The sequence below is a fragment of the Micromonospora sp. NPDC049201 genome (assembly GCF_055586805.1).
In genome coordinates, this window is sequence record NZ_JBVJHM010000001.1 from 800,752 (window position 1) to 824,719 (window position 23,968).

Consider the following 23,968-nt stretch of genomic DNA (forward strand, 5'->3'; position numbering starts at 1 on the left):
GGCTCAGTCGGCGGCGGCATCCGGAGCCGTCGCGGGGGCCGTCCAGGTGAGCGTGACCTTCAGCGCCGCCTTGACGGCCGATCCGGCGATCGCGGCAACCAGGCCCTGGGCGCCGACCTCCAGGTCGAGACCGAGCTCCACCGAGACGTTGTCCGGTCGTGCGGCCCGCACCCCGTCGCGGACGTTGGTGGCCACCGCGGTGAGGGTCTCCGACAACCCGGTCAGCGGCAGCAGCCGCGCGCCGAAGCCGACGTCGCTGACCCCGTTGGTCTCGATCGCCGCCCACGCGACCTGACCGTCGGGTAGCTCGACCTGGACAATTTCCCGCACGCTTCGCCCCTTCGCCTGACGGATTGAAGGGTGAAGGATATTAGCGAGAGGCGACAATGTGACGGTCTCACGTTTGTCCGACTTCTGACTGTTCCCGTTGACCGCGAGCGTCTTTCCCGATGGTCGGGGGCGCGGCCGGCCGCGGCGCCGCCACGGCCGGGCGGCGCATCTCGCGCCACGGGCCGCCGAGCAGCGGGGTCAGCACCACCAGCAGGTAGCAGGCGCCGATGGTGAGCAGCGTGGGCGTGGTGCCGAACCGGTCGGCGGCCAGCCCGGCGCCCAACGCGCCCAACGGCATCGCCGCCCAGGCGCCGGCGCCGATCACCCCGTACACCCGGGCCCGCATCGCCGCCGGCACCCGCTCCAGCTCCACCGCGCCCATCAGCGGGTTGAGCGCGCCGGCGGCCAGCCCGGCCACCGCGACGACCGCGACCACCACCGGCAACGGCGGCGCGGCGGCGAGCGCCCACAGCGGCGGCGCGCCGCAGATCGCGAACGCGGTGACGAACGTGGCCCGGCGGGGCAGCCGGTGCCCGATCGCGCTGAACACCAACGAGCCGATCAGCGCGCCGCCGCCCATGACGCCGACCAGCAGGCCGAACGCGGCCGGCCCGCCCAGCTCACGGTCGGCCACCACCGGCAGCAGCACGTTGCTCTTGGCCGCGTCGAACAGGTTCGTGACCAGGACCAGCAGCACCATGGCGCGCAGCAGCGGCTCCCGGGCCAGGAAGCGCAGCCCGGCGGCGAACTGTCGCCAGTAGCCGCCGGTCTCCGGCTCGGCCTCCTCGGCGGACGGGCGCAGGCCGCGCGGCACCAGCAGCGTCACGACCAGCGCCGAGACGGCGAACGTGGCCGCGTCCACGGCGAGCACCGGCAGCGCGCCCAGCACGCCGACGAGCAGACCGGCCACCGGCGCGCCGATCATGCGCGCGCCCCGCGACGTCGCCTCGTGCCAGCCGATCGCCCGCTCGATCGGCACCCCGGCCGCGGTCGCCGCCTCCGGCAGCAACGCGGTGCGGGCGGTCTGGCCCGGTGTGTCCAGCAGCCCGCTGACGAAGACCAGCGCCAGCAGCGCCGGGAACGGCAGGCCGACGGTGGCGTGCAGCAGCGGCACGGCGGCGACCGTCACGCCGGAGACCACGTCGGCCAGCACGCTGGACCGGCGGAAGCCGATCCTGTCGACCAGCACGCCGCCGAACGCGCCGCCGAGCACCACCGGTGCGGTGGCGAACGCGCCGGCCAGCCCGGTGGCCGCCGGCGAGCCGGTCTCGGCCAGCACGTAGAGCGGCAGCGCGATGAGCGTCAGCACGTTGCCGGTCAGCGAGACGGCGTGCCCGATCAGCAGCCCGGCCAGCGGCCGGCGGTCCCGGCTCACTGCGGCCCCCGGTAGGCCTGCCAGATCAGCGTGACCATCTCCGCGCCCGGCCGGCCGGACGCGCCGCGCGCCTGCCAGCGCCGGCCCAGCTCGGACAGCTCGTCGCGCAGCTCGCCCAGCTCGTCGGGGGTCAGGTGCAGCACCGTGTCGCTGCTGGTGGTGCCGCGCACCCAGGCCAGGTCGAGGCTCGCCTCCGACTCCAGGTAGGCCTGGTAGCGGGCCACGTACCGCTCCATGGCGGCGCGGCGCAGCAGGTCGCCGGCGAGCCGGCGTTCCGGGTCGTCGAGCAGCTCGACCGGGTCCCAGTCGGTGGTGGCGTGCGCCGCCCGCCACCACCGTTCGCGGCGGTCGCGGGCCAGGTCGGGGGCCTCGGTCACGAAGCCGTGCTCGGCCAGCTTGCCGACGTGGTAGCTGACCGAGCCGACCGCCTCGCCGGTGCGCTCGCTCAACATGCCCACGGTCTGCGGGCCGCGCAGGCGCAGCTCGCCCAGCAGCCGCAGCCGGGTGGGGTGGGCCAGCGCCCGCATGGCCCGTGGGTCGGTCAGGTGCACGTGGTTCGGCCGGTCCGCCATGCCGCCACGCTAGACCGACAAGAGATGAAGTACAAGATGTCTTGTATATCAGTCGAGGCAGAACTCGTTGCCCTCCGGGTCGGCCAGCACCAGGTGCCCGGCGCCCAGCGGCGGAGCGGGCTCGTGCCGGGCCACCCGGGTCGCCCCGAGCGCCACCAGCCGGTCGGCCGCCGCCTCCAGCGCCGCCATCCGGGCCGCTCCGGTCAGCCCGGGTGCGGCCCGGACGTCGAGGTGCACCCGGTTCTTGCCCCGTTTCGGCTCCGGCACCCGCTGGAAGAACAGCCGTGGTCCGGTGCCCTCGGGGTCGACCACGGCCGAGGCGTCGCCGTGCCGCTCCGGCGGCACGCCGAACGCGGTCAGCGCCTGCTCCCACGAGTCGAAGCCGTCCGGCGGCCCCTGCACCCGGTAATCGAGCGCCTCGGCCCAGAACGCGGCCAGTGCGGCCGGGTCGGCGCAGTCGAAGGTGAATTGCACGTCGAGGCCCATTGCGGCTCTCCTCTTCCTCGGGTCCCGGCCAGCCTTCCCGACGTAGCGGTCAGGAACTGACCGCGACCCGCGGGAGCGTCAGGTCCGGCGCGTCGCCGCCCGGCCCTTGAGCCGGCGCCCCATCTCCCGGGCGATCTCCCGCTTGGCGTCCCGCTCGGCGAGCGCCTGACGCTTGTCGTACGACCGGCGCCCCCGGGCCAGGCCCAGCTCGACCTTGGCCCAGCCGTCCGCGAAATACATCGACAGCGGCACCAGCGTGACCCCGCCGTCGCGCAGCTTCTCCAGGATCCGGGCGATCTCCACCCGGTGCAGCAGCAACTTGCGGGTACGCCGGGGCGCGTGGTTGGTCCAGGTGCCGAAGCCGTACTCGGCGATGTGCAGCCCGTAGAGCCAGAGCTCGCCGTCGCGCTCCTGGGCGAACGCGTCGACGAGCGACACCCGCCCCTCGCGCAGCGACTTCACCTCGGTGCCGGCCAGCACGATGCCCGCCTCGTAGGTCTTGAGGATGTCGTAGTCGTGCCGCGCCTTCTTGTTCGAGGCGATCGCCTTGCGCCCGTTCTCCCTGGCCACGCCGGCAGGATACCCGTCGGCGCGGGCCACGGCCGCCCCCCGCGTGCCGGCCGTCCGACCACGGGTCGGCGTTCGGGCTGCCCCCGCCCGGGCCGGCACCTAGGCTGGCCCGGACGGCGACGAGGGGAGCGGCGGATGACACGCGTGGCGGTGCTCGGGCTCGGCGGCATGGGTACGCCGATGGCGGCGAACCTGATCGGCGCCGGGCTGGACACGGTGGTGTGGAACCGGCGCCCCGAGCCGGCCCGCGCCCTCGCCGGGCGGGGCGCCGAGGTGGCCGCCGACCCGGCCGGGGCGGTCCGCCGGGCCGACGTGGCGGTGACCATGGTGACCGACGCGGACGCGGTGCGCGCGATCGCGGTTGACCAGGGCATGCTCGCCGCCCTGCCGGCGGGTGCGGTGTGGGCGCAGATGAGCACCATCGGCGTGACCGCGACCGAACGCCTCGCCGACCTGGTCGCCGCCGAACGGCCCGACGTCAGCCTGGTGGACGCGCCGGTGGCCGGCAGCCGCGGTCCCGCCGAGCAGGGCCGCCTCACCGTGCTCGCCTCCGGCCCGGAACAGGCCCGCGAGCGGGTCGCCCCGGTGTTCGACGCGATCGGGCAGCGGACGCTCTGGCTGGGCCCGACCGGCGCTGGGTCGCGACTCAAACTCGTCAACAACCTGCTGCTGGCGTTCGTCAACGAGGGGGTCGCCGCCGCGGTGGCGCTGGGCGACACGCTCGGCCTGGACCGCGACACGGTCCGGCAGGCGCTGGACGGCAGCCCGCTGGTCTCGCCCTGGGCGGCGGAGAAGCTGGCGCGGGTCGCCCGCGACGAGCACGGCGCCCAGTACTCGCTCGCGCTGGCGCTCAAGGACGTCGAGCTGGCGCTGGGCGAGGCGCCGCCGGGCAGCTTCCCGGCCGCCGAGGCGCTGGCCGCCGAGTGGCGGCACGCGGCGGCCAGCGGCCTCGGCGGCGACGACCTGACCGTGGTGACCCGCGCGCTCGGCGGGGGCGCGAACCGCTGATCCTTAACCGGAACCAGAGCTTCTCTTGGCCCGGCCCTACGACGCCGGCTCCTACCGTGGCCCGGTCGCATCCACAAGGGATACGGGGCCCCCAGGAGGAGAAGTGGTCAACCGTCAACTCGCCCGGATCGCCGTCGCGGTTCCGGGCGTGGTCGCACTGGTGCTCGCCGGTGCGACCGGCGCGTCCGCCGCGGCCGACGCGCCGGTCAACGACAACCTGGCCGACGCGTCGCCGGTCGGCGCGCTGCCGTTCGTGGACGTCCAGGACCTCAGCACCGCCACCGTGCAGGAGGGCGAGCCGTCGTCCTGCTTCGAGACCGACCGGACGGTCTGGTACTCGTACACCCCGACCGTGGACCGGCTGGTGACCGCCGGCGCCGGGCCGGACCACCTCGGAGTCGCGGTCTACACGGGCGACTCCCTCGACGCCCTCACTGAGGTCTTGTGCCGGCCCACCTACGCGGGGACGCCGGTGACGTTCCCCGCGCGGGCCGGCACCACCTACCTGTTCCGGATCGGCGCCAACCACGTCGAGCAGACCACGTTCCGGCTGGACGTGGCGCCGGCGCCGGAGGTCGACTTCGACGTGGCCGAGGTGGAGTGGAGCGTCTTCGACGAGGTGGCGTTCTGGCCCCGCCTGTCCGACCCGGCCGGCCTGGGCCTCGACCTGGGTTCGCTGCGCTGGGACTTCGGCGACGGCACCACCTCGACCGAGCAGTACCCCCGCCACCGCTTCACCGGCGACGGCGACCACCAGGTGCGGTTGACCGCGCGTACGGTCGACGGGCGCACCGCCTCGGCCACCCACACGTCGGTGGTCCGGACCCACGACGTGGCGGTCGTCAAGCTGAACACCCCCTCGACCGCCCGCGTCGGGCAGCGCGTCGGCGTCACCGTCGACGTGCGGAACACCCGTTACGACGAGAACGTCGAGGTCCGGCTCCACCGCAGCGGCCCGTTCGGGTACGAGGAGGTGGGCGTCGACACCCGGCCGGTGCCGGCGAGGAGCGGGAGCACGTCGTTCTCGTTCGCGTACACCGTGACGTCGCAGGACGCGGCGGCCGGCAAGGTCACCTTCCGCGCGGTGGCCGCGGTGCGGGACCACCGCGACGCGCTCCCGGCGGACAACGAACTGCTCTCCGTGCCGGTCCGGGTCCGCTGACGCGCGGGTGGCGGTGGGCGACTCCCGCGCACCGCCACCCACCCGGTCAGACGGGCGCCACCTCCGGCTCACGGGCGGCGTCGACGCGGGCGGCCACCCAGCCGGTGGTGATCAGCAGCAGCGCGGCGCAGTAGGTGCCCATCACCAGCAGGCCCGCGCCGGGCAGTTCGGTGCCGGCCGCGCCCACGCCGATGAGCAGGTCGGAGACGAGGAAGAACGCGCCGCCCGCCGCGACCCGCGCGGACACCCCGGCCGCGGCGGCGGCCATCAGGCACAGCGCCAGGCTGTAGCCGAGCACCGGCAGCCGCAGCGGCCCCAGCGTGCCCCACAGCAGCGCGTTCCCGGCCGCCCAGGCGAGCAGGTAGCCGACCCACGCCAGTGCCGGCGGTCGGCCGTGACGCCGGAAGCCGGTCAGGAACGCGAGCTGTGCGACCAGGAAGAACCCCATGCCGGCCAGGAACGCGGCCGGTCCGGGCACGAGCAGCGCCACGTCCCCGGCGGTGGCGGCGACCAGCCCGGTCGCCACCGCGTCCCACCGGCCCCGGCGCCGCCAGAGGTACGCCAGCAGCACCGGCGCCAGCAGCGGCTTGGCCAGCCACTGGAGCACCGTCGAGTCGAGCGCCACCCCGACCAGCTCGACGGCGGCGACGAGCGCGAACAGGGTCAGCCAGGAACGCCTCATCGGGCCGGCTGCCAGCCGGGACGGCCGAGCAGGTAGCCGAGCCGGTGCCGCCAGCAGGTGGCCCGGCGGACGTCGGACCAGATCGCGGCGAACTCGTGCGTCGCCACCCGCAGCGGGTTGTAGGTGCCGATGTTCTTCGTCAGCCCGTAGCGCACCGCGGCCCGCTCCGGCGCGAAGCTGCCGAACAGCCGGTCCCACACGATCAGGATGCCGCCGTAGTTGCGGTCCAGGTACTCGGTGTTCGAGCCGTGGTGCACCCGGTGGTGCGACGGGGTGTTGAACACCCACTCGATCGGCCGGGGCAGCCGGCCGACCCGCTCGGTGTGCAGGAAGAACTGGTAGAGCAGGCTGATCGACTGCTGGAGGAAGATCATCCAGGGCGGGATGCCGAGCAGCGCCAGCGGGAGCCAGAACGGCAGCGAGGTCATCGGCGTCCAGCTCTGCCGCAGCGCGGTGGAGAGGTTGTAGTGGACGCTGGAGTGGTGGACCACGTGGCTGGCCCAGAGCACCCGCACCTCGTGGTGGGACCGGTGGAACCAGTAGTAGGCCAGGTCGTCGGCGAAGAAGACGATCGCCCAGGTCCACCAGTCGCCGGGGGACAGGTGCACCGGCGCGACCGTCCACAGCGCCGCGTAGAGGCCGACCGTGAGCAGCTTCCACGGGAAGCCGATGAGTTGGCTGCCCAGCCCCATCGACAGGCTGGTGGTGGTGTCGCGCAGCTCGTAGCCGCGTTCCTCGTCGTCGGGCAGGAAGCGGTAGGAGACCGCCTCGATCACGATCAGCAGCAGGAACGCCGGGACGGCGTACAGCACGGCGGGGATCATGCGCGCGCTTCCCTTCCGGTGGTGGGGGTGGGGGTGACCGGGGCGGTCAGCAGCGCCCGGGCCTGCCGGGCCGCCGCCTCGCCCCGGCCGGACGCGACCGCCGCGGCGAGCCGGCGGTGCCCGGCGACGTCGAGCAGTTCGGCGGCGCGGGCGTCCGGGGGGACGTCACCGACCGCGAACGTGCCGGCGACCAAGCTGTTGAAGGCCAACTGGTAGGCGGTGTTGCCGCTGCCCCGCACCACCAGCCGCCAGATGCGGATGTTCGCCTCGGCCATCCGGTCCAGGTCCGGCGCGAGCGCGCCGTACTCCTCGGCGGCCCGGACCAACGCGGCGACCACCGCCTCGTCGCCGCGTTCGGCGCACAGCCGGGCCGCGTCGACGCCGACGCAGGCCCGCATCTCCAGCATGTCGCGCACCAGCGTCTCGACCGGGAGTACGTCGCCGGAGCGGGCCAGCGACAGCGCCAGGTCGAGCCCGGCGTGCACCCGCCAGTCGAGCACCCGGGTCGCGCCGCCCTGGCTGACCCGGACCAGGCCGAGCTGTTGCAGCCGGCGCAGCGCCTCCCGCACCGCGTGCCGGTTCACCGCGAACGCGGCGGCCAGCTCCCGCTCGCCGGGCAGCGTCTCGTCGGGCCGGTGGCGCCCGGACACGATGGCGTCGCGGAGCTGGCCGAAGACGTGGTCGGAGACCGAGGCGCGCGGCGCGGGGGTGAAGGCCATGGCCAGCAGTGTGTCCCCGGACACATCAACCCGTCAACTGGTTGGACCAGTCTGATTTCTCGGGCCGGCCCGGCCGGTGGGTGCCGTCGCGGTCACGCCTCGTATCCTTTCCGCGGTAGGACCGCCACGGTGAAGGGAGTCGGTGTGAGCGACCGGGTCGAGACGTTGGAGTTCCAGGCCGAGGCGCGTCAGCTGTTGCAGCTGATGGTGCACTCGATCTACTCGAACAAGGACGTCTTCCTGCGTGAACTCATCTCGAACGCGTCCGACGCGCTGGACAAGCTGCGGCTGGAGTCGCTTGTCGACAAGGAGCTGTCGGCCGACACGTCCGACCTGCACATCGAGATCGAGACCGACGCCGAGGCCCGCACGCTGACCGTGCGGGACAACGGCATCGGCATGTCCCGCGACGAGGTGGTGGCGCTGATCGGCACCATCGCCAAGTCCGGCACCGCCGAGATGTTGCGCAAGCTGCGCGAGTCGAAGGACGCCGCCGCCTCGCAGGAGCTGATCGGCCAGTTCGGCGTCGGCTTCTACGCCACCTTCATGGTCGCCGACCGGGTGACGCTGCTGACCCGCCGCGCCGGGCAGACCGGTGGCACCCGGTGGGAGTCCACCGGCGAGGGCACCTACTCGGTGGAGGCGGTCGAGGAGGCGCCGCAGGGCACCTCCGTCACGCTGCACCTCAAGCCGGTCGACGCCGAGGACAACCTGCACGACTACTCCGCCGAGCGGACCATCCGGGAGATCGTCAAGCGCTACTCCGACTTCATCGCCTGGCCGATCCGGATGACCGTCGACAAGCCCGGCGAGGACGGCGACACCACCCGCGAGGAGCAGACGCTCAACTCGATGAAGGCGCTCTGGGCGCGGTCGCGGGACGAGGTCGACGAGGCGGAGTACAAGGAGTTCTACCGGCACGTCGCGCACGACTGGGCGGACCCGCTGGAAACCATCCACATGCGCGGCGAGGGCACCTTCGAGTACGAGGCGTTGCTCTTCCTGCCCTCGCACGCCCCGGTCGACCTGTTCTCCCCGCAGGGCCGGCGCGGCGTGCAGCTCTACGTCAAGCGCGTCTTCATCATGGACGACTGCGAGGCGCTGATCCCGAACTACCTGCGCTTCGTCAAGGGCGTGGTGGACGCGCACGACCTGTCGCTGAACATCTCCCGCGAGATCCTCCAGCAGGACCGGCAGATCAGCGCCGTGCGCCGGCGGCTGGTCAAGAAGGTGCTCGCCACGCTCAAGGGCCTGCCGGCCGAGTCGTACCGCACGTTCTGGTCCGAGTTCGGGCCGGTGGTCAAGGAGGGCCTGCTGGAGGACGCGGACAACACCGACGCGTTGCTCGACCTGGTCCGCGCCGCCTCCACCCACGACCCGGCCGAGCTGACCACGCTGCGCGACTACGTGGAGCGGATGAAGGACGGCCAGACCGAGATCTACTACGCCACCGGCGACAACCGGGCCACCATCGAGAACTCCCCGCACCTGGAGGCGTTCCGGGCCAAGGGCTACGAGGTGCTGATCCTCACCGACCCGGTGGACGAGGTGTGGGTCGAGCGGGTCGGCGCGTACGACGGGAAGACGCTGCGCTCGGTGGCCAAGGGCCAGGTCGACCTGGAGACCGAGGAGGAGAAGGAGAAGGCCGAGGCGGAACGGCAGGAGTACGCCGAGCTGCTCACCTTCCTCGGCGGCGCGCTCGCCGACAGCGTCAAGGAGGTACGCCTGTCCACCCGGCTGACCACGTCACCGGCCTGCGTGGTGGGCGACGCGTACGACATGACGCCGACGCTGGAGAAGATGTACCGGGCGATGGGCCAGGAGGTGCCCCAGGTCAAGCGCATCCTGGAGCTGAACCCGACCCACCCGCTGGTCACCGGGCTGCGCAAGGCGCACGGCGAGGGCGGCGACGGTGCCGTACTGACCGAGACCGCCGAACTGCTGTACGGCATGGCGCTGCTCGCCGAGGGCGGTGACCTCGCCGACCCGGCGCGCTTCACCCGGATCCTCGCCGACCGCCTCGCCCGCGGCCTCTAGATGAAAGGAGGTGCCCCTTGTTAACGCCAGGCGTTAACAAGGGGCACCTCCTTTCACAGCTGGCCGGGGAAGAAGCCGTAGCGGGCCAGCGGCTCGACGATCTGGTGCTCCTCGTACGACAGGTGCGACAGCAGCGTGTCGGTGAGCAGGTCCACCGCGTCCTGGAGTGCGGTGAAGTCGCCGGGGGAGCGGATCAGTTCCACCAGCGCCCGGTCCACGCTCTCCACCACGTCGTGGATCACGACGTGTTCCTCCGTCAGGCGGTCCAGCACCGGCGCCAGCCCGGCGTCGGCCCGGCGCAGGTGCGGGAAGATGGAGGCGTCCTCCAGCCCGTGGTGCTGGGTCACCACCGTGCAGTAGGCCGCGCAGTAGGCGCCCAGCGTCCAGTTGTTCTGCCGCATGGTCATCGCGTTCAGCGCGGCCCGCGCCCCACCGGGCGAGACCGCGCCGCGCCGGACCTGGTCGAGCAGGTCGCGCACCTGGGCCAGCTCCCGGCGCAGGTGGTCGTGCACGTCCACCAGGTGCTGCCCGGCCGCCTGCCCACCGGCCGGGTAGGTCTGACCGGCCGGCGCCGGCGGGGCGGCCGGCCGGGTCGACTCGTCCCAGGGGCGGCGCGCGCTCAGGCGTACCCCGGGGTCGGGGGTGGGGGTGACGGCGAGCGCGGTCGGACCACCGGCCGCGGCCTGCTCCCCGGCGACGGCCCGGGCGCCGCTGCCGGGCGTGGTGCGCTCGGCGGCGACCAGCTCCCGCACCGCCGGTGCCACCTCCTGTCCGAACAGCTGGATGGCGCGTGGCTCGTCACCGGCGAGGATGAACGTGGTGATGCCGTGCGCCAGCGTGAGCCCGGCCAGCTCCTCCACCCACTGCTCCGGCGGGCCGGCGAGGAAGCCGGTCGACGAGCGGGCGAACGTGCCGGTCACGTTGAGCATCCGGCGGATCGCGCCTGGGTCCCGGCCGGCGGCCCGCGCGCCGTCGTCGACAAGCGCGTTGAGCGCCGGCAGGTCCTCCGGCCCGTTCGGCAGGTACGACAGCGACGGCAACCAGCCGTCCGCGGCACGCCCGACCAGCCGCAGCATCCGCGGCTTGTACGCACCCACCCAGATGCCCACCGGATGCGCCGGGGCCGGCCCGCGTTTCGCCCCGACCACCCGGTAGTGCTCGCCGGGCAGGCGGATCATGTCGCGCCGGTCGGTGTCCCACACCTCGCGGATGACCCGGATCGCCTCGTCGAGCGCGTCGACCGCCGCGCCGGGGGAGAGCCGCCGCCCGCCGGCCGCCTCGATCCCGTCCCAGAACGCGCCCGCACCGAGCCCCAGTTCGACCCGGCCGCCGGTGAGCAGGTCCAGGCTGGCGACGCTGCGCGCCAGCACCACCGGTTGGCGCAGCGGCAGGTTGAGCACGTTGCCGGCCAGGCGGATCCGGTCGGTGGCGGCGGCCACGTACGACATCAGCGTCCAGGTGTCCAGGAAGGCCGGCAGGTAGGGATGGTCCTGGAAGGTGACCAGGTCCAGCCCGGCCCGCTCGCAGAGCGTGGCGAGCGCCACCACCTGCTCGGGCTGCCCGGCGGCCGGCGTGAGGAAGCTGCCGAAGGCCAGCTCGGGTCCGTGGTCGGTCATCCACCCGCTCCTCGCGCGATCTTGTCCGGTCCCGCCCACGGTAACGCCGCGGCCCGCCCGGCGTCCGCCGTCCCGCGACACGCCGGGCCGCCGGGTGTCCGTGCTGCTCGGGGCGCCGGTGACCGGCCGAGGTGGCGGGTGGCCGGGTTCCGTCGCCGCCGGTTGCTATGGTCACGGTTGCTTGGCTAAGACGTGAAGAAAGCGCGGATATGACCAACGATGCGTTCTCGGCCGCCATGAGCCTCGACGAGCTGCTGACCCGCACGCAGCAGGCGTTGGCCGCGATGCGGTCCCGGGCCACCGTGCACGCCGACGGCGAGCCGGGCGACCTGCTGCGGGCCGAGGGCGTCGCGGCCGGCGGCCGGGTCCGCGCGGTCGCCGTCCAGGGTGGCCGGCTGGATTCCGTCGCGGTCGACCCGGAGTTGGCCGGCGAACCGTTGGAGGCGCTCTGCGGGCACGTCGTCGCCGCCGTCAACGCCGCGCTCGCCGAGTTGGACGCTCAGGTCAGCGCCTCGGCCCGGGCGGACGCCGACGCGCTCGCCGCCCGGCTCGGCGGGCTGCCCGACCAGGCGGAGCTGTTCAGCGCGACGATGCACGAGGTGGCCGCGCGGATCCGCCGTGACCGCGCCGCCGCGTCCCGCGCCGCACGTCCGGTCTGATCGGCGGCGACCGGTCACCGGAGACGACGGAGCGGCCGGCCGTCTCCGAGGACGACGACCGGCCGCTCGCGCTGTGGTCAGCTCAGGTTGACCGCGGTGTCGTCGACGACGAAGGACGTCTGGAGGGAGGCGTCCTCCACGCCGCTGAACGAGATGGTGGCGGTGGTGCCGGCCAGCGACGAGATGTCGAAGGACCGCTGCACGTAGCCGGTGGCCTTGTTCAGGTTGGAGTAGGTCGCCAGCGTGGTGCTGCCGGCCTTGACGGTCAGCTTGTCGTACGCGGTGCTCGTGGTGGACTCCGCGCTGTCGATGTGCAGCCAGAAGCTCAGCGTCGCCCGGCAGCCGGCCGGGATGCTGACCGACTGGCTGAGCGTGTCGGTGTGCGAGGAGCCGTAGCCGTCGAGCCACGCCTTGTACGAGCCGCCGTGCGCGGCCTGGCCGCTGTCGGTGGTGATGACGCCGGACGAGGCGGTCCAGTTCACGTTGCCCGACTCGAAGCCGGGGTTGGCCAGCTTGTTGCCGGAGCAGCCGCCCGACGGCGGGGTGGAGGTGGTCGGCGTGGGCGTCGGGGTGCCGCCGCCGGAGCAGGTCGGGTCACCCGACTGCGCCGGCACGCTGACCGCGTCCCAGGCCGCCTTGACGGTGTTGAACTCGGTGCAGCCGCTCGGGTAGAGGTTCTTCGCCGCCTGCAGCGTCCAGGTGCGGTACTTCAGGTACGACGAGGACGAGGTCTTGAGCAGCATCGCGTTGTACATGATCTTGATGGCCTTCTGGATGCCCAGGCCGGTCACGCTGCCGCCGTTGCAGGTCGAGCTGGACGGCTGCCCGTTGGTCGGGCTGTTGCCGTTGGCCAGCAGGTAGAACCAGTGGTTGCCCGGCCCGGCGGAGGCGTGCACCTCGCCGCCGGGGACGCTGCTGGAGTAGCAGTTCGGGTCGCCGAGCGCCCCGGGGTTGTACATGTTGCGGATCGGGCCGGAGCCGACCAGGTTGATCTTCTCGCCGACCAGGAAGTCCGGCGCGTCGTAGCTGGACGGCTCGTTGGCGAACCACTCGGTGGCCGCGCCGAACGTGTCCGCCACGAACTCCTGGGTGCCGCCCCGGGAGATGCCACCCGGGGTGTGGTCGTCGATGCCGTGGCCGATCTCGTGGGCCACCACGTCGAGCGAGCCGATCCACTGACCGGCGGTGTTCTTGCCGATCTGGACCTGGGTGCCGTCGTAGTAGGCGTTCTGGTCGTTCAGGCCCACCCGGATCGGCCAGTAGCCGCCGTTGCCGTCGGCGCCGTTGCGGCCCAGCCACTGGTTGAGCATCTTGTGCTCGGTCTGGGCGGAGAACAGCGCGTCGACGCAGCCGGTCTCCTTGTTGGTGGCGGTGCCGTTGCCCCAGGCGTCGTCGGTGCCGCTGAACGTGGTGTTGTTCGCGGCGTCCTGGCAGCTCAGGTTCGTGACCGTCGGGTCCTTCATGGTGTACGTGCTGCCCGACTGGGTGGTGTTCAGCGTCAGCGGGCTGGGCCCGTTCCAGGCGCCGGTGCCGGTGCCCGCGACGATGTGCTCCTGCTTGTCCAGGACCGCGCCGGTGCGGGCGTCGACGTCGACGGTGAGCCGGCTCGGGCCGTCCGCGCCGGTGCCGCGCACGGTGGTCTCCCAGGCCAGCGTCGGGCTGGCGCCGAGCGTGTAGACCACGAGCGTGGTGCCCTCGACCGCGCTGACGGTCTTGAGCTGGGCGCGCGCCGTCTTCGCGGCGGCGGCCGAGGTCAGCTTGGGGGTGGTGGCGAGCGCGCCGATCGGCCGCTGCTGGGCGACCGAGGCGTACTTGAGGTTGCCGGCGGCGTCGGTGGCGAGCACGAAGTCGCCGCCGACCACCCGCAGGCCCCGGTAGGTCCGCTCGTAGGGCACGTACTGGGTGCCCTCGGAGGAGATCACGGGCTTCTGCACGAACGCGTCGTCCGAGCCGGCCTGCAGGTAGGCGGGACGGTTCGCGACCAGCGCGCGGGCCGAGTCGGCGGCTGTCGCGCGGGCCTGGGCGGGGTTCGGGGCGGCGGGCCCGGGGGGCGCGGCCTGCACGGCCGCGGCGGTGCCGGCGGCCAGCACGCCGGCCGCGGCCGCGCCGGTGAGCGCGGCGAGGCGGGGTGAGAGCTTCAAGAGGGTGTGCTCCTGTTCCTAGGCGCGCCGCACGGAGCCCGGTGGGGACGGGCGGCGCGATGGTGCGAGGCGGGGTGACGGTCGGTCACCGGAGCTGCCGGCGTGGCTCCGGGTCGACAGATCGACCGTCCAGGCCGTCGGGGGTCGGCGGCTCGTTGGGTGCACAATCACACGGCGCGCGAGCCGGGAGCAATGGGTGACCGGGGCAACCGACACCTGCCGGACAGTCGGCCGTCGACGCGAATTCAGGAAGCCATGATCTTCAATAGCCCCTGATCAGGGTGAACATTGTTGTCCGTGGACGATGGCCTGTCCGAGATGCAAGGATTGCCGCTCTACGCAATCGGTGCACATAGATTCAGCGTGCACGAGCGGCCGGGCCGGTCCCGGTGGCAGGCGTGGGCCGGGCGCGCTCCGGGTACGAGGGCGCCATGACAACGAGCACCACCGACCGCCCGGCCCGCACGGGCGTGATCGCGGTCGTGGCCCACCGGAAGAAGACCTTCGGCGGCGGCCTGGACGAGCTGCGCGCCCGCCTCGTCGGCGCCGGCGTCGGCCGGCTGCTCTGGTACGAGGTGCCGAAGAGCCGCAAGGCGCCGAAGCGGGTCCGCGCGGCCCTCGACGAGGGCGCGGAGCTGGTGCTGGTCTGGGGCGGCGACGGCATGGTGCAGCGGTGTGCCGACACGCTGGCCGGCACCGACGTGCCGATGGGCATCCTGCCCGCCGGCACCGCCAACCTCTTCGCCGTCAACCTCGGCATCCCCACCGACCTGCCCGAGGCGGTCCGGGTCGCGTTGCACGGCCCGCGCCGCCGGCTGGACCTCGGCCGGATCAACGGGGAGCACTTCGCGGTGATGGCCGGCGCCGGGTTCGACGGCGACCTGATCCGCGACGCGGACCGCCGGCTCAAGGGCCGGCTCGGCCGGGTCGCCTACGTCTGGACCGGGCTGCGGCACGTGCGCGGCGAGTGCGTGCGCACCCGCGTCCGGGTGGACGGCGCCGACTGGTTCGACGGCGAGGCGAGCTGCGTGCTGTTCGGCAACGTCGGCACCATCACCGGCGGCATCCCGGCCTTCGACGACGCCCGGCCCGACGACGGCGCGCTCGAGGTGGGCGTCGCCACCGCCAGCGGCGCCGTGGACTGGGCCCGCACGCTGGGGCGGATGGCCGCCGGGCGCTCCGACGAGTCGCCGTTCGTGCGGATCACCCGGGGTCGGAAGATCACCGTACGGTTCGCCGCGCCGAAGACGTACGAGCTGGACGGCGGCGCGCGGGGGACGGCGAAGCGGCTCAAGGTCAAGGTGGTGCCGGGCGGGCTGACGGTCTGCTGCCCGGAGCCGGAGGACTGACCCGGCCGTCGGCGCCGGCGACCGCGCGGGGCAGGATGCGGACATGCGTGACGACGTCCGCGACTACCTCGCCGACCTTCTCGAGCGTGCCCGCGGCGTGCTCGGCGACGACCTGACCGGCGCGTACGCGGCCGGTTCGGTCGGGCTGGGCGGCTACCAGCCGGGGCGTAGCGACGTGGACGTGGCGTTGCTGGTCGACGGCCCGGTCCCGGCCGCCGCGAAACGGGCGCTGGTGGACCGGCTGCGGCACGAGGCGCTGCCCTGCCCGGCGCGCGGCCTGGAGTTGGTCGTCTACCGGCGGGACGTGGCCGCCTCCGGCACGCCCGAGCCGGGCTTCGAGGTGGAGCTGAACACCGGCGCCGCGATGGCGTTCCGGGCCACGTTCGACCCGGCCGACCGGCCCGCCGCCGACGGGCGGTTCTGGTACGCGCTGGACCGCAGCATCCTGCGCCAGTCCGGCCTGGCCCTGCTCGGCGCGCCCGCCGCCGACGTCTTCGCCGACCCGTCCCCGGCGGCGCTGCGGACCCTGCTGGTGGACGCGCTGCGCTGGTGGCTGGCGCGGCCCACGCCGCCCGGCGACGGGCCGGCGCCGGGCGCCGAGGACGCGGTGCTCGGGGCCTGCCGCGCGCTGGTCCGCCACCGCGACGGGGTCTGGCTGGGCAAGGTCGACGCCGGCCTGCGGGTGGCCGCCACCGACCCGGACGCGGCGTTGATCCGGGCGTCGATCGCCGCCCGCCGCGGCGCCCCGCCCCCGAGCGGCCCGGCCGCCCGCGCGTTCCAGCGCCGCGTCCTGTCCTGCCTCACCGCCGGCGGCGACGCCCGGCGATCATGAGCCGCGCCGCCGTGCGGATCGGCGCGGCCAAAATCGTGATCGCCGCCCGACCGACCGGGGCGGACCGGGGACGGGATTAGGGTGGGGTCGGGAGGTTGGTGATCATGGGAGAGTTGAGCGCGTCGGTCCGGGCCGGACTGGAGGCGGCGGTGCCCGGCGGGGTGAGCACCCGGGCCGCGGACCGGCTGCGGCTGGCCCACGACGCGTCGCATTACCTGCTGCACCCCGGCGCGGTGGCCACCCCGGCCGACGCCAACCAGGTCGCCGCGCTGCTGACGCAGAGCCGCCGCACCGGCACCCCGCTGACGTTCCGCTCCGGCGGCACCAGCCTCAGCGGCCAGGCGGTCACCGACCGCCTGCTCGTCGACGTCCGCCGGCACTTCCGCGACCTGACGGTGCTCGACGACGGGCGGCGGGTGCGGGTGCAGCCGGGTGTGGTGCTGCGGCAGGTAAACGCGCGGCTCGCGCCGTACGGCCGCAAGCTCGGCCCGGACCCGGCCAGCGAGTCCGCCTGCACCGTCGGCGGCGTGGTCGCCAACAACTCCAGCGGCATGACCTGCGGCACCGAGGCCAACACCTACCGCACGCTGGAGTCGCTGGTGCTGGTGCTGCCCAGCGGCACCGTGCTGGACACCGGCGCCCCGGACGCCGACGCCCGGTTGCGCGCCGCCGAGCCGGCGCTGCACGCCGGCCTGCTCCGGCTGCGCGACCGGGTCCGCGGCAACCCCGACTCGGTGCGCCGGGTCCGCGCCCAGTTCGCCATGAAGAACACCATGGGGTACGGCGTCAACGCGTTCCTCGACCACGACGACGCGGCCGACCTGCTCACCCGGCTGGTGGTGGGCAGTGAGGGCACGCTCGCGTTCGTCGCGTCCGCGACGTTCCGCACCGTACCCGTGCACCGGCACGCCGCGACCGGCCTGCTGGTCTTCGACACCCTCGGCGCGGCGATGGCCGCCATGCCGGCGCTGGTGGCCGCCGGGCCGGCGGCGGTCGAGCTGCTCGACGCCGCCGCGCTGCGGGTGGCCCAGCGCGACCCGAAGGCGGACGCCGCGCTGCGCGCCCTGGCCGTGCGCGGGCACGCCGCGTTGCTTGTGGAGTGGCAGGAGTCCGCGCCGGACGCGCTGGCCGACCGGGTCGCCGCCGCCGGGCCGGTGCTGGCCGACCTGCCGCTGACCACCCCGGCCCGGCTCAGCGGCGAGCCCGCCGCCCGGGCCGCGCTGTGGCACATCCGCAAGGGGCTGTACGCGGCGGTGGCCGGCGCCCGCCCGTCCGGGACCACCGCGCTGCTGGAGGACATCGCGGTGCCGGTGGCGGCGCTCGCCGACACCTGCGCGGCGCTGGCCGACCTGTTCGGCCACCACCGCTACGCCGACAGCGTGATCTTCGGGCACGCCAAGGACGGCAACCTGCACTTCATGCTCAACGAGCGGTTCGCCGACGGCGTGGCCCCGGCCCGCTACGCCGACTTCACCGAGGAACTGGTCGACCTGGTGCTCGGCCACGGCGGCACGCTCAAGGCCGAGCACGGCACCGGCCGGGTGATGGCCCCGTACGTGCGCCGCCAGTTCGGCGACGAGCTGTACGACGTGATGCGGGAGCTGAGGACGCTCTGCGACCCGCACGGGGTGCTCAACCCGGGCGTGCTGCTCAGCGACGACCCGACGGTGCACCTGCGGCACCTGAAGACCGTGCCGACCGTCGAGGAGGAGGTGGACCGCTGCGTCGAGTGCGGCTACTGCGAGCCGGTCTGCCCCAGCCGCGACCTGACCACCACGCCCCGGCAGCGCATCGTGCTGCGCCGCGAGATCGCCGCCGCCGAGGCCGCCGGCGACGCCGCGCTGGCCCGGGAACTGACCGACGCGTACGACTACGACGCCGTGCAGACGTGCGCCGTGGACGGCATGTGCGCCACCGCCTGCCCGGTGCTGATCAACACCGGTGACCTGGTCAAGCGACTGCGCGCCGAGGAGCAGGGCCGGGCGGCGCGGGCCGGCTGGCGGGGCGCGGCCCGCCGCTGGGGCGTCACCACCCGGGGCATGGCCCGTGGGCTGGACCTGGCCGGCGCGCTGCCGCCGGCGCTGCCCGAGGCGGCCACCCGGGCGGCCCGCGCCGTGCTGGGCGCCGAGCGGGTGCCGCAGTGGCGGCGGGACCTGCCGCGCGGCGGCACGCCCCGCCGGCCGCACCCGGCCGACGAGCCGGACGCGGTCTTCGTCCCGTCCTGCCTCGGCACGCTGTTCGCCCCCGCCGAGGGCGGGACCGGCGTGGCCGACGCGCTGCGCACCCTCGCCGACCGGGCCGGCTTACGCCTGCTCGTGCCGGCCGGCATCGGCGACCTGTGCTGCGGCACCCCCTGGTCGTCCAAGGGCCTCACCGACGGGTGGCGGACGGTGCGGGACCGGGTGCCGGCGGTGCTGCGGGCGGCCACCCGGGACGGCACGCTGCCGGTGGTCAGCGACGCCGCCTCCTGCACCGAGGGCTTCGACCGGCTGCTCGCCGACGCCGGCGGGCTCCGCGTGGTCGACGCGGTGGAGTTCACGGCCACCGCGCTGCTGCCGCGGCTGACCGTGCGCCGCCGGCTGGGCTCGCTGGCGCTGCACCCGACCTGCTCGTCGGTGCGGCTGGGCCTGGACGACGCGGTCCTCACGGTGGCCCGGGCGGTCGCCGACGAGGTGGTGGTCCCCGAGGGGTGGCAGTGCTGCGGCTTCGCCGGCGACCGGGGTCTGCTGCACCCGGAGCTGACCGCGTCGGCGACCCGCGCTGAGGCCGCCGCCGTCACGGCCCGCCCGTTCGACGGGTACGCCTCGGTGAACCGCACCTGCGAGATCGGCCTGACGCGGGCCACCGGGCAGCCGTACCGGCACCTGCTGGAGCTGCTGGCCGAGGCCACCGCCTGATCCGGCAGGGCTGCCGGGCACGGTGATCGTGGCTAGGCTCGGGCGATGCACCACTCCCGCCTGTACGCCCTGATCATCGACGCGCCGCAGGAGTCGGCCCGGGAGGTGACCGCGTTCTGGTCCGCCGCGCTCGGCGCCGAGGTGCGCACCGACCCGTCCGAGCCCGAGTTCACCGATCTGGCCGACGTGGTGCCGGGCCTGGTCACCGCCGTGCAGGCGGTGGACGACACGCCCCGGCACCACCTCGACATCGAGACCGACGACGTGCCCGCCGAGGTCGAGCGGCTGCGCGGGCTGGGCGCCACCCCGGTCTCCCGCTGGCAGGACTGCCACGTGCTGCGCGCCCCCGGCGGTCACCTCGTCTGTGTCATCCCGGTGGCCAGCGATCCGGAGCTGTTCGAGGCCACGGCCAGCCGCTGGCCGTGACGGCCGGCGCCCCGACCCGTCGACGGGTCGGGGCGCCGGTCCTCGGTCACCGGGAGTAGGGCAGGGTGATCGTCGAGCGGTCGCCGGTGCCGACCGTGGTGGGGTTGTTGCCGATGGCGTTCCACACCTCGACCCTCACCGTGCCACCGGCCAGGTTGCCCAGCGTGCCGGTGGCCGAGGCCAGGCCCTGGGTCTGGCGGTAGCGCTCCAACCCGACGATCGGGTCGGTGGCGAAGTACCGGTAGGTTTCCACCCGGTCGAAGCTGCCGTCACCGGTCAGGTCGTACGAGACCCGGGCCTGGACGCCGTTGCCGACCGCGATGCCCGCGTCGACGCCCAGGTCGAAGGCGGTGGTTCCGCCGGTGTACGTGCCGGTCAGCCCGGTGGCGGTGAAGACCTGCGGGCTGGTCGGCGTTCCGTCGTGGTTGCCGTTCGCGGCGACGACGGTGACCGTGCCGGCCGGGCCGGCGGTGCCGTCCAGCCCGCCGCCGGCAGCCAGGTAGCGGGTCGGCTCCAGCGTCGGCGTCGAGGTGCTCGGGCTGGGGCTCGGGCTGGTCGGCGTCGGGCTGGCGGTGGTCGGGGTGGGCGTCGGCGTGGTGGGGGTGGGCGTCGGCGTGCCGGTCGGCGGGGGACCGGTCGGCACGGTCACGCCGCCGGTGGCGTTGCCGCCGCTCCAGGTGTACGCCCCGGAGGTGGCGGTCTTCCCGGCCGGCACGGTGAGCCGGGTGCCGTCGGAGAACGTGACGGTCAGCGGCGCGGCGGTGATGTTCGACGCCACGTAGGTGCGTGCGGTGCCCTTGCGGAACACCTTGGCCAGCGGGTGGTTCGCGGTGACCGTGGTGTCCACGTTGCCGAGCGCGGCCAGGTTGCGGATCCAGTGGAACGTGTGCGCCTTGCTCTCGCCCTCCTCGCTGGCGAACGTGCTGTTGGCTCGGAAGTTGCGCAACGCCTCGTCGCCGTCGCCGAGCGCCAGGAACTCCCAGATGATGTCCTGCCACACCGTCGGCGGGCCGTTCTTGTTGGTGAGCAGCTCGGCGTAGTTGGCCTTGACGTACTCGGGGTGGTCGCCCAGGTACAGGTGCCCGCCGGTGATCGGCAGCATGTTGATGCCCTGGATCATCTCCGGCGCGGAGGAGAACCAGGTGGAGTACGCGCCGCCGTCGCCCCACACCATGCCGACGGTCTTGTGCCCGAAGCCGGCCGGGAAGTTCTCGTCGTGCACGTCGAACCAGTATTCCGAGATGGCCGCCGACTGCGTGGTCCACAGGTAGACGCCGGCGTCCCGGACGGCGGTGTCGCCGGTGGCCTGTCCCCACTGGATCAGGGCGTTGGCGAAGTTCATCCCCTCCGAGGAGGACTCCTGGTTGTTGCCGGCGAAGAACGGCGCCAGGCCGGAGGCCCAGTCGTGGCCGGCGTAGATGTCGAAGTCCCGCAGGTACGGGAAGCGCCCGTCGGCCCGGTCGTAGTTGTTGGCGTCGCGGATGAGCAGGTCGACCATGCCGCCGTAGCGGGTGTCGTCGGCCCAGCCGGGGTCGAACTTGGCCACCGTGGCCGCCGCGGCGACGAAGTAGCCGTAGTGGAAGTGGTGGTCGTTGAGGTCCTCGTCGGAGCCGTACGAGGCGGGGTAGCCGATCAGCGTGCCCCAGTTGCGGTCGTAGTAGAAGAGCTGTCCGGTCTCGCCGGAGCCGGCGGTGAGCCAGTTGGTGAGCCGGGTCTTCATGGCCGCCACGGCCGCGTCACGGACCGTGGTGATCCCGAGCTGGTCGGCGATCTCGGCGATCCGGGCGGCCCGGCCGAGGCCCTTGCCGGCCCAGTAGGTGTCCTTGCCGCTGATCCCCTCGGGGTTGGCCAGCTCGGCGTTGAGGTAGTTGGTGACCGTGCTCAGGTCCGCGCCGGTGGCGTCGCCCACGGCCGGCACCTCGGGCAGCACACCGGTGAAGCGCATGGCGGTGGTGAACGACGGCACGCCGGCGAGCACCCGCATGGCGCCGCGCGCCGAGACGTACGTCGGGGTGATCGGCGTGGCGCCGGTGAGGCTGCGCCACTGGTGCGGGTAGAGCGCCACCACCGTCTTCTTCTCGGTGCCCTCGCGGGGCGTGGTGGTGAACGCGTACGTGGTGCGCACCGAGCCGGTCGCCGGGTCGTAGGCGTAGCTCATCCGGGTGCCGGTGACGTGCGCGTGGGCGTACCGGCCGTAGGTGTCGGCCAGGGCGGCCCTGTCCGCGCCGCCGGGCAGCACCGCCACCGAGAAGTAGCCCTTGCCGGCCAGCGTGGAGCTGATGCCGGCGCCGTTGACGGTCCAGCTCGACCCGGTCGGCCCGTAGGCGACGTAGTCGTGGCCGTTGACGGTGAAGCCGATGGTGGCGCCGGAGTTGCGCCACACGGTCGGCGTCGCGGCGGCGGTGAGCTGCGCGGCACCGCCGCCGGTCACGGTGTAGTAGCTGAACGGCAGGCCGTGTCCGATGGTGGCCCGCATGCTGCGGTTGCCGTCGCTCCAGTCGGCGGTGACGGTCCAGTCGGTCCAGTCGGCGGCCTTGACCACCGGCGCGGCCAGCCCGGCCACCCCGACGCGGACGTCCTCGGTGTACGGGTAGTGGTACTCGCCGACCCCGGTCGCGGTGCCGCTGATCGCCGGCGTGGTGGTGTAGGACAGCCCGAGCCCGTTGTTCTCGGCCTTGAACGCCAGCGGGTGGGCCTGGAGGTTCTCGCTGGTCCCGCAGTTGTTGCGCTTCCAGATCAGCGAGGACCACCAGTCGTTGGTGGGGATCGCGCCGGCCGGCGCGTCGGCGGTGGCGAAGATGCGGGGGTTGGTGCTGACCGTGCCGCAGCCCTTGGGCAGCACGGCCCCGGGCGGCAGCGTCTCGGTGTAGCTGCCCGCGCCGACGGTGCCGGCGGTGGCGGTGCCGCCACCGCCGACCACGACGCCGAGCAGGCCGGCCGCCAGCAGGGACGCGGCGGCGAGGGCGATGGCCCGGCGGCGCCGGGGAGTGGACGGGAGAGGGGTCGGCGGCGGTGCGGCGCCGGGGGAGACGTCCCGCAGGGGGAGTGTCATGGAGGTCCCCTTCAGAGGAGAAGGTGGTGTCCGGTGGTGGTCCGACGGTCGAGAGAGCGCTCTCTTGAGAAGCGAGATTAGGTTCCGGTTACGCGTCCGTCAATGTTTCGTTGCCCAAGAGAGCGCTCTCCCGCCCCCATCCCCACCCCCGCGAGCGCCCTCTTTTTCACGGAAAGAGTGGCTATCCGGGCCCGGATAGCCACTCTTTCCGTGAATTTGGGTGGGGTGGTGTGGGTGGGGTGGGTCAGGCGGCGGGGGCCAGCCGCTGCGGGGTGGTGGTGGTGGTGGGTGACGTGTCGGTCGCGGACGACCCGGGGCGGGCGGCGCTCAGCCCCATCTGCGCGGTGTCCCAGGCGGCGCACGGCCAGGCCGCGCCGGCGCAGCTCGGGCTGGCGCACGCCCGCTCCGCGTCCGGCTGGTGCGCGTCGGCCACCGCGGCGGACAGATCCCACAGCAGTGGGTCGGTCACCTCCGCCGGACGGGCGGCGGCGCGGTCGGTGCTGGATTCGGACATGGTCGATCCCCCCTGTGGTGAACGGCCCCCACCTGTTTCCGGAACCGGCCCCCGGCAAACCTGCGGATGATCGGGACGGGGCATAGGCTGGCCGGCGTGGCGCGGTACTACGACCTGCATCCGGACAACCCCCAGCCCCGGGTGATCCGGCAGGTGGTGGACCTGCTCCGGTCCGACGGCGTGATCGTCTACCCGACCGACTCCTGTTACGCGCTCGGCTGCCGGCTCGGCAACCGGGCCGGCGTGGAGCGGATCCGGGAGATCCGGCGGCTCGACGAGCGGCACCCGTTCACGCTGGTGTGCCGCGACTTCGCCCAGCTCGGCCAGTTCGTCAAACTCAGCAACGCGGTCTTCCGGCAGGTCAAGTCCGTGATCCCGGGCAGCTACACGTTCCTGCTGCCGGCGACCTCGGAGGTGCCGCGCCGGTTGCAGGACCCGCGCCGGCGGGTGGTCGGCGCGCGGGTGCCGAAGCACACCGTCACCCAGGCGCTGCTCGCCGAGTTGGGCGAGCCGCTGCTCTCCAGCACCCTGCTGCTGCCCGGTGAGACGGAGCCGATGACCCAGGGCTGGGAGATCAAGGAACGCCTCGACCACCTGGTCGAGGCCGTGGTCGACGCCGGGGACTGCGGGCTCGAACCGACCACCGTGGTCGACCTGTCCGGCCCGGAGCCGGAGATCCTGCGCCGGGGGGCCGGCGACCCGTCCCGCTTCGAGTAG

21 protein-coding genes are annotated in these 23,968 nt (G+C 73.8%); 9 read left to right on the plus strand and 12 right to left on the minus strand.

Features of this window, described 5'->3' with window-relative positions; genetic code table 11:
• Positions 1–3 precede the first annotated feature (3 nt).
• The 5 genes from ACZ6O5_RS03275 to smpB form a co-directional block, all read right to left on the minus strand.
• Complete coding sequence (locus ACZ6O5_RS03275) at positions 4–330, minus strand: CU044_2847 family protein (RefSeq protein ID WP_465974247.1); 327 nt, start codon at positions 328–330, stop codon at positions 4–6.
• 67 nt (positions 331–397) lie between these two features.
• On the minus strand, positions 398–1,705 hold the full coding sequence (locus ACZ6O5_RS03280) for an MFS transporter (RefSeq protein ID WP_465974248.1): 1,308 nt from the start codon (positions 1,703–1,705) through the stop codon (positions 398–400).
• Positions 1,702–2,277 (minus strand): helix-turn-helix domain-containing protein, encoded by a 576-nt coding sequence (locus tag ACZ6O5_RS03285; protein ID WP_281941542.1) that lies wholly within the window; start codon positions 2,275–2,277, stop codon positions 1,702–1,704. Before ACZ6O5_RS03285 ends, ACZ6O5_RS03280 begins: the two co-directional genes overlap by 4 nt.
• A 48-nt stretch (positions 2,278–2,325) precedes the next feature.
• Positions 2,326–2,763, minus strand: coding sequence for a VOC family protein (locus ACZ6O5_RS03290; RefSeq protein WP_405089588.1), 438 nt, complete (start codon positions 2,761–2,763; stop codon positions 2,326–2,328).
• A gap of 78 nt (positions 2,764–2,841) precedes the next feature.
• The gene (smpB, locus tag ACZ6O5_RS03295) at positions 2,842–3,333 is read right to left on the minus strand and encodes an SsrA-binding protein SmpB (protein ID WP_281941540.1); all 492 of its coding nucleotides are present in this window, start codon (positions 3,331–3,333) and stop codon (positions 2,842–2,844) included.
• Between the two features lie 135 nt (positions 3,334–3,468).
• Between smpB and ACZ6O5_RS03300 the strand changes: the two genes are divergently transcribed.
• Positions 3,469–4,341 (plus strand): NAD(P)-dependent oxidoreductase, encoded by an 873-nt coding sequence (locus ACZ6O5_RS03300; RefSeq protein WP_465974249.1) that lies wholly within the window; start codon positions 3,469–3,471, stop codon positions 4,339–4,341.
• Between the two features lie 103 nt (positions 4,342–4,444).
• Positions 4,445–5,503 carry a PKD domain-containing protein gene (locus ACZ6O5_RS03305; protein WP_465974250.1) on the plus strand — a complete coding sequence of 353 codons (1,059 nt, stop codon included), beginning with the start codon at positions 4,445–4,447 and terminating at the stop codon, positions 5,501–5,503.
• Positions 5,504–5,549: 46 nt separating this feature from the next.
• On the opposite strand, the gene ACZ6O5_RS03310 is transcribed toward ACZ6O5_RS03305, so the two are convergent.
• The 3 genes from ACZ6O5_RS03310 to ACZ6O5_RS03320 are packed head-to-tail and all read right to left on the minus strand — an operon-like array spanning position 5,550 to position 7,728.
• Complete coding sequence (locus ACZ6O5_RS03310) at positions 5,550–6,185, minus strand: lysoplasmalogenase (protein ID WP_465974251.1); 636 nt, start codon at positions 6,183–6,185, stop codon at positions 5,550–5,552.
• Complete coding sequence (locus ACZ6O5_RS03315) at positions 6,182–7,009, minus strand: sterol desaturase family protein (RefSeq protein ID WP_465974252.1); 828 nt, start codon at positions 7,007–7,009, stop codon at positions 6,182–6,184. The genes ACZ6O5_RS03310 and ACZ6O5_RS03315 overlap by 4 nt, the downstream gene beginning before the upstream one ends.
• Positions 7,006–7,728, minus strand: coding sequence for a FadR/GntR family transcriptional regulator (locus ACZ6O5_RS03320; protein ID WP_425788404.1), 723 nt, complete (start codon positions 7,726–7,728; stop codon positions 7,006–7,008). The genes ACZ6O5_RS03315 and ACZ6O5_RS03320 overlap by 4 nt, the downstream gene beginning before the upstream one ends.
• A 144-nt stretch (positions 7,729–7,872) precedes the next feature.
• Between ACZ6O5_RS03320 and htpG the strand changes: the two genes are divergently transcribed.
• Entirely contained in the window at positions 7,873–9,765 is a 1,893-nt protein-coding gene (gene htpG / locus ACZ6O5_RS03325) for a molecular chaperone HtpG (RefSeq protein WP_465974253.1), read from the plus strand.
• Between the two features lie 53 nt (positions 9,766–9,818).
• Here the strand turns inward: htpG and ACZ6O5_RS03330 are convergent, their stop codons facing one another.
• Positions 9,819–11,381: an LLM class flavin-dependent oxidoreductase gene (locus ACZ6O5_RS03330; protein ID WP_465974254.1), complete on the minus strand. Its 1,563-nt coding sequence runs from the start codon at positions 11,379–11,381 to the stop codon at positions 9,819–9,821.
• A gap of 209 nt (positions 11,382–11,590) precedes the next feature.
• On the opposite strand from ACZ6O5_RS03330, the gene ACZ6O5_RS03335 reads away from it, so the two are divergent.
• Positions 11,591–12,040 (plus strand): YbaB/EbfC family nucleoid-associated protein, encoded by a 450-nt coding sequence (locus tag ACZ6O5_RS03335; protein ID WP_465974255.1) that lies wholly within the window; start codon positions 11,591–11,593, stop codon positions 12,038–12,040.
• A 77-nt stretch (positions 12,041–12,117) separates the two neighbouring features.
• On the opposite strand, the gene ACZ6O5_RS03340 is transcribed toward ACZ6O5_RS03335, so the two are convergent.
• Positions 12,118–14,181, minus strand: a complete 2,064-nt coding sequence (locus tag ACZ6O5_RS03340; RefSeq protein WP_465974256.1) for a M4 family metallopeptidase — start codon at positions 14,179–14,181, stop codon at positions 12,118–12,120.
• A 431-nt stretch (positions 14,182–14,612) separates the two neighbouring features.
• On the opposite strand from ACZ6O5_RS03340, the gene ACZ6O5_RS03345 reads away from it, so the two are divergent.
• From ACZ6O5_RS03345 to ACZ6O5_RS03360, 4 genes are all read left to right on the plus strand, one after another.
• Positions 14,613–15,530: a diacylglycerol/lipid kinase family protein gene (locus ACZ6O5_RS03345; protein ID WP_465974257.1), complete on the plus strand. Its 918-nt coding sequence runs from the start codon at positions 14,613–14,615 to the stop codon at positions 15,528–15,530.
• 43 nt (positions 15,531–15,573) lie between these two features.
• A complete protein-coding gene (locus ACZ6O5_RS03350; RefSeq protein ID WP_465974258.1) occupies positions 15,574–16,362 on the plus strand; it encodes a nucleotidyltransferase domain-containing protein in 789 nt (262 codons plus the stop codon).
• 104 nt (positions 16,363–16,466) lie between these two features.
• Entirely contained in the window at positions 16,467–19,259 is a 2,793-nt protein-coding gene (locus ACZ6O5_RS03355) for an FAD-binding and (Fe-S)-binding domain-containing protein (protein WP_465974259.1), read from the plus strand.
• A gap of 45 nt (positions 19,260–19,304) precedes the next feature.
• The gene (locus tag ACZ6O5_RS03360) at positions 19,305–19,685 is read left to right on the plus strand and encodes a VOC family protein (protein ID WP_465974260.1); all 381 of its coding nucleotides are present in this window, start codon (positions 19,305–19,307) and stop codon (positions 19,683–19,685) included.
• A 46-nt stretch (positions 19,686–19,731) separates the two neighbouring features.
• On the opposite strand, the gene ACZ6O5_RS03365 is transcribed toward ACZ6O5_RS03360, so the two are convergent.
• Together ACZ6O5_RS03365 and ACZ6O5_RS03370 are read right to left on the minus strand one after the other, a co-directional pair.
• A complete protein-coding gene (locus ACZ6O5_RS03365; protein WP_465974261.1) occupies positions 19,732–22,737 on the minus strand; it encodes a glycosyl hydrolase in 3,006 nt (1,001 codons plus the stop codon).
• 244 nt (positions 22,738–22,981) lie between these two features.
• Entirely contained in the window at positions 22,982–23,251 is a 270-nt protein-coding gene (locus ACZ6O5_RS03370; protein WP_465974262.1) for a hypothetical protein, read from the minus strand.
• A gap of 96 nt (positions 23,252–23,347) precedes the next feature.
• On the opposite strand from ACZ6O5_RS03370, the gene ACZ6O5_RS03375 reads away from it, so the two are divergent.
• On the plus strand, positions 23,348–23,968 hold the full coding sequence (locus ACZ6O5_RS03375) for an L-threonylcarbamoyladenylate synthase (protein WP_281941511.1): 621 nt from the start codon (positions 23,348–23,350) through the stop codon (positions 23,966–23,968).

Excerpts from the sequence above, each read along its gene's own strand:
- ACZ6O5_RS03285 (WP_281941542.1), bottom strand. The coding sequence starts at position 2,277 with ATGGCGGACCGGCCGAACCACGTGCACCTGACCGACCCACGGGCCATG.
- ACZ6O5_RS03290 (WP_405089588.1), bottom strand. The coding sequence starts at position 2,763 with ATGGGCCTCGACGTGCAATTCACCTTCGACTGCGCCGACCCGGCCGCA.
- ACZ6O5_RS03300 (WP_465974249.1), top strand. The coding sequence starts at position 3,469 with ATGACACGCGTGGCGGTGCTCGGGCTCGGCGGCATGGGTACGCCGATG.
- ACZ6O5_RS03310 (WP_465974251.1), bottom strand. The coding sequence starts at position 6,185 with ATGAGGCGTTCCTGGCTGACCCTGTTCGCGCTCGTCGCCGCCGTCGAG.
- ACZ6O5_RS03315 (WP_465974252.1), bottom strand. The coding sequence starts at position 7,009 with ATGATCCCCGCCGTGCTGTACGCCGTCCCGGCGTTCCTGCTGCTGATC.
- ACZ6O5_RS03320 (WP_425788404.1), bottom strand. The coding sequence starts at position 7,728 with ATGGCCTTCACCCCCGCGCCGCGCGCCTCGGTCTCCGACCACGTCTTC.
- ACZ6O5_RS03330 (WP_465974254.1), bottom strand. The coding sequence starts at position 11,381 with ATGACCGACCACGGACCCGAGCTGGCCTTCGGCAGCTTCCTCACGCCG.
- ACZ6O5_RS03335 (WP_465974255.1), top strand. The coding sequence starts at position 11,591 with ATGACCAACGATGCGTTCTCGGCCGCCATGAGCCTCGACGAGCTGCTG.
- ACZ6O5_RS03345 (WP_465974257.1), top strand. The coding sequence starts at position 14,613 with ATGACAACGAGCACCACCGACCGCCCGGCCCGCACGGGCGTGATCGCG.
- ACZ6O5_RS03350 (WP_465974258.1), top strand. The coding sequence starts at position 15,574 with ATGCGTGACGACGTCCGCGACTACCTCGCCGACCTTCTCGAGCGTGCC.
- ACZ6O5_RS03355 (WP_465974259.1), top strand. The coding sequence starts at position 16,467 with ATGGGAGAGTTGAGCGCGTCGGTCCGGGCCGGACTGGAGGCGGCGGTG.
- ACZ6O5_RS03360 (WP_465974260.1), top strand. The coding sequence starts at position 19,305 with ATGCACCACTCCCGCCTGTACGCCCTGATCATCGACGCGCCGCAGGAG.
- ACZ6O5_RS03365 (WP_465974261.1), bottom strand. The coding sequence starts at position 22,737 with ATGACACTCCCCCTGCGGGACGTCTCCCCCGGCGCCGCACCGCCGCCG.
- ACZ6O5_RS03370 (WP_465974262.1), bottom strand. The coding sequence starts at position 23,251 with ATGTCCGAATCCAGCACCGACCGCGCCGCCGCCCGTCCGGCGGAGGTG.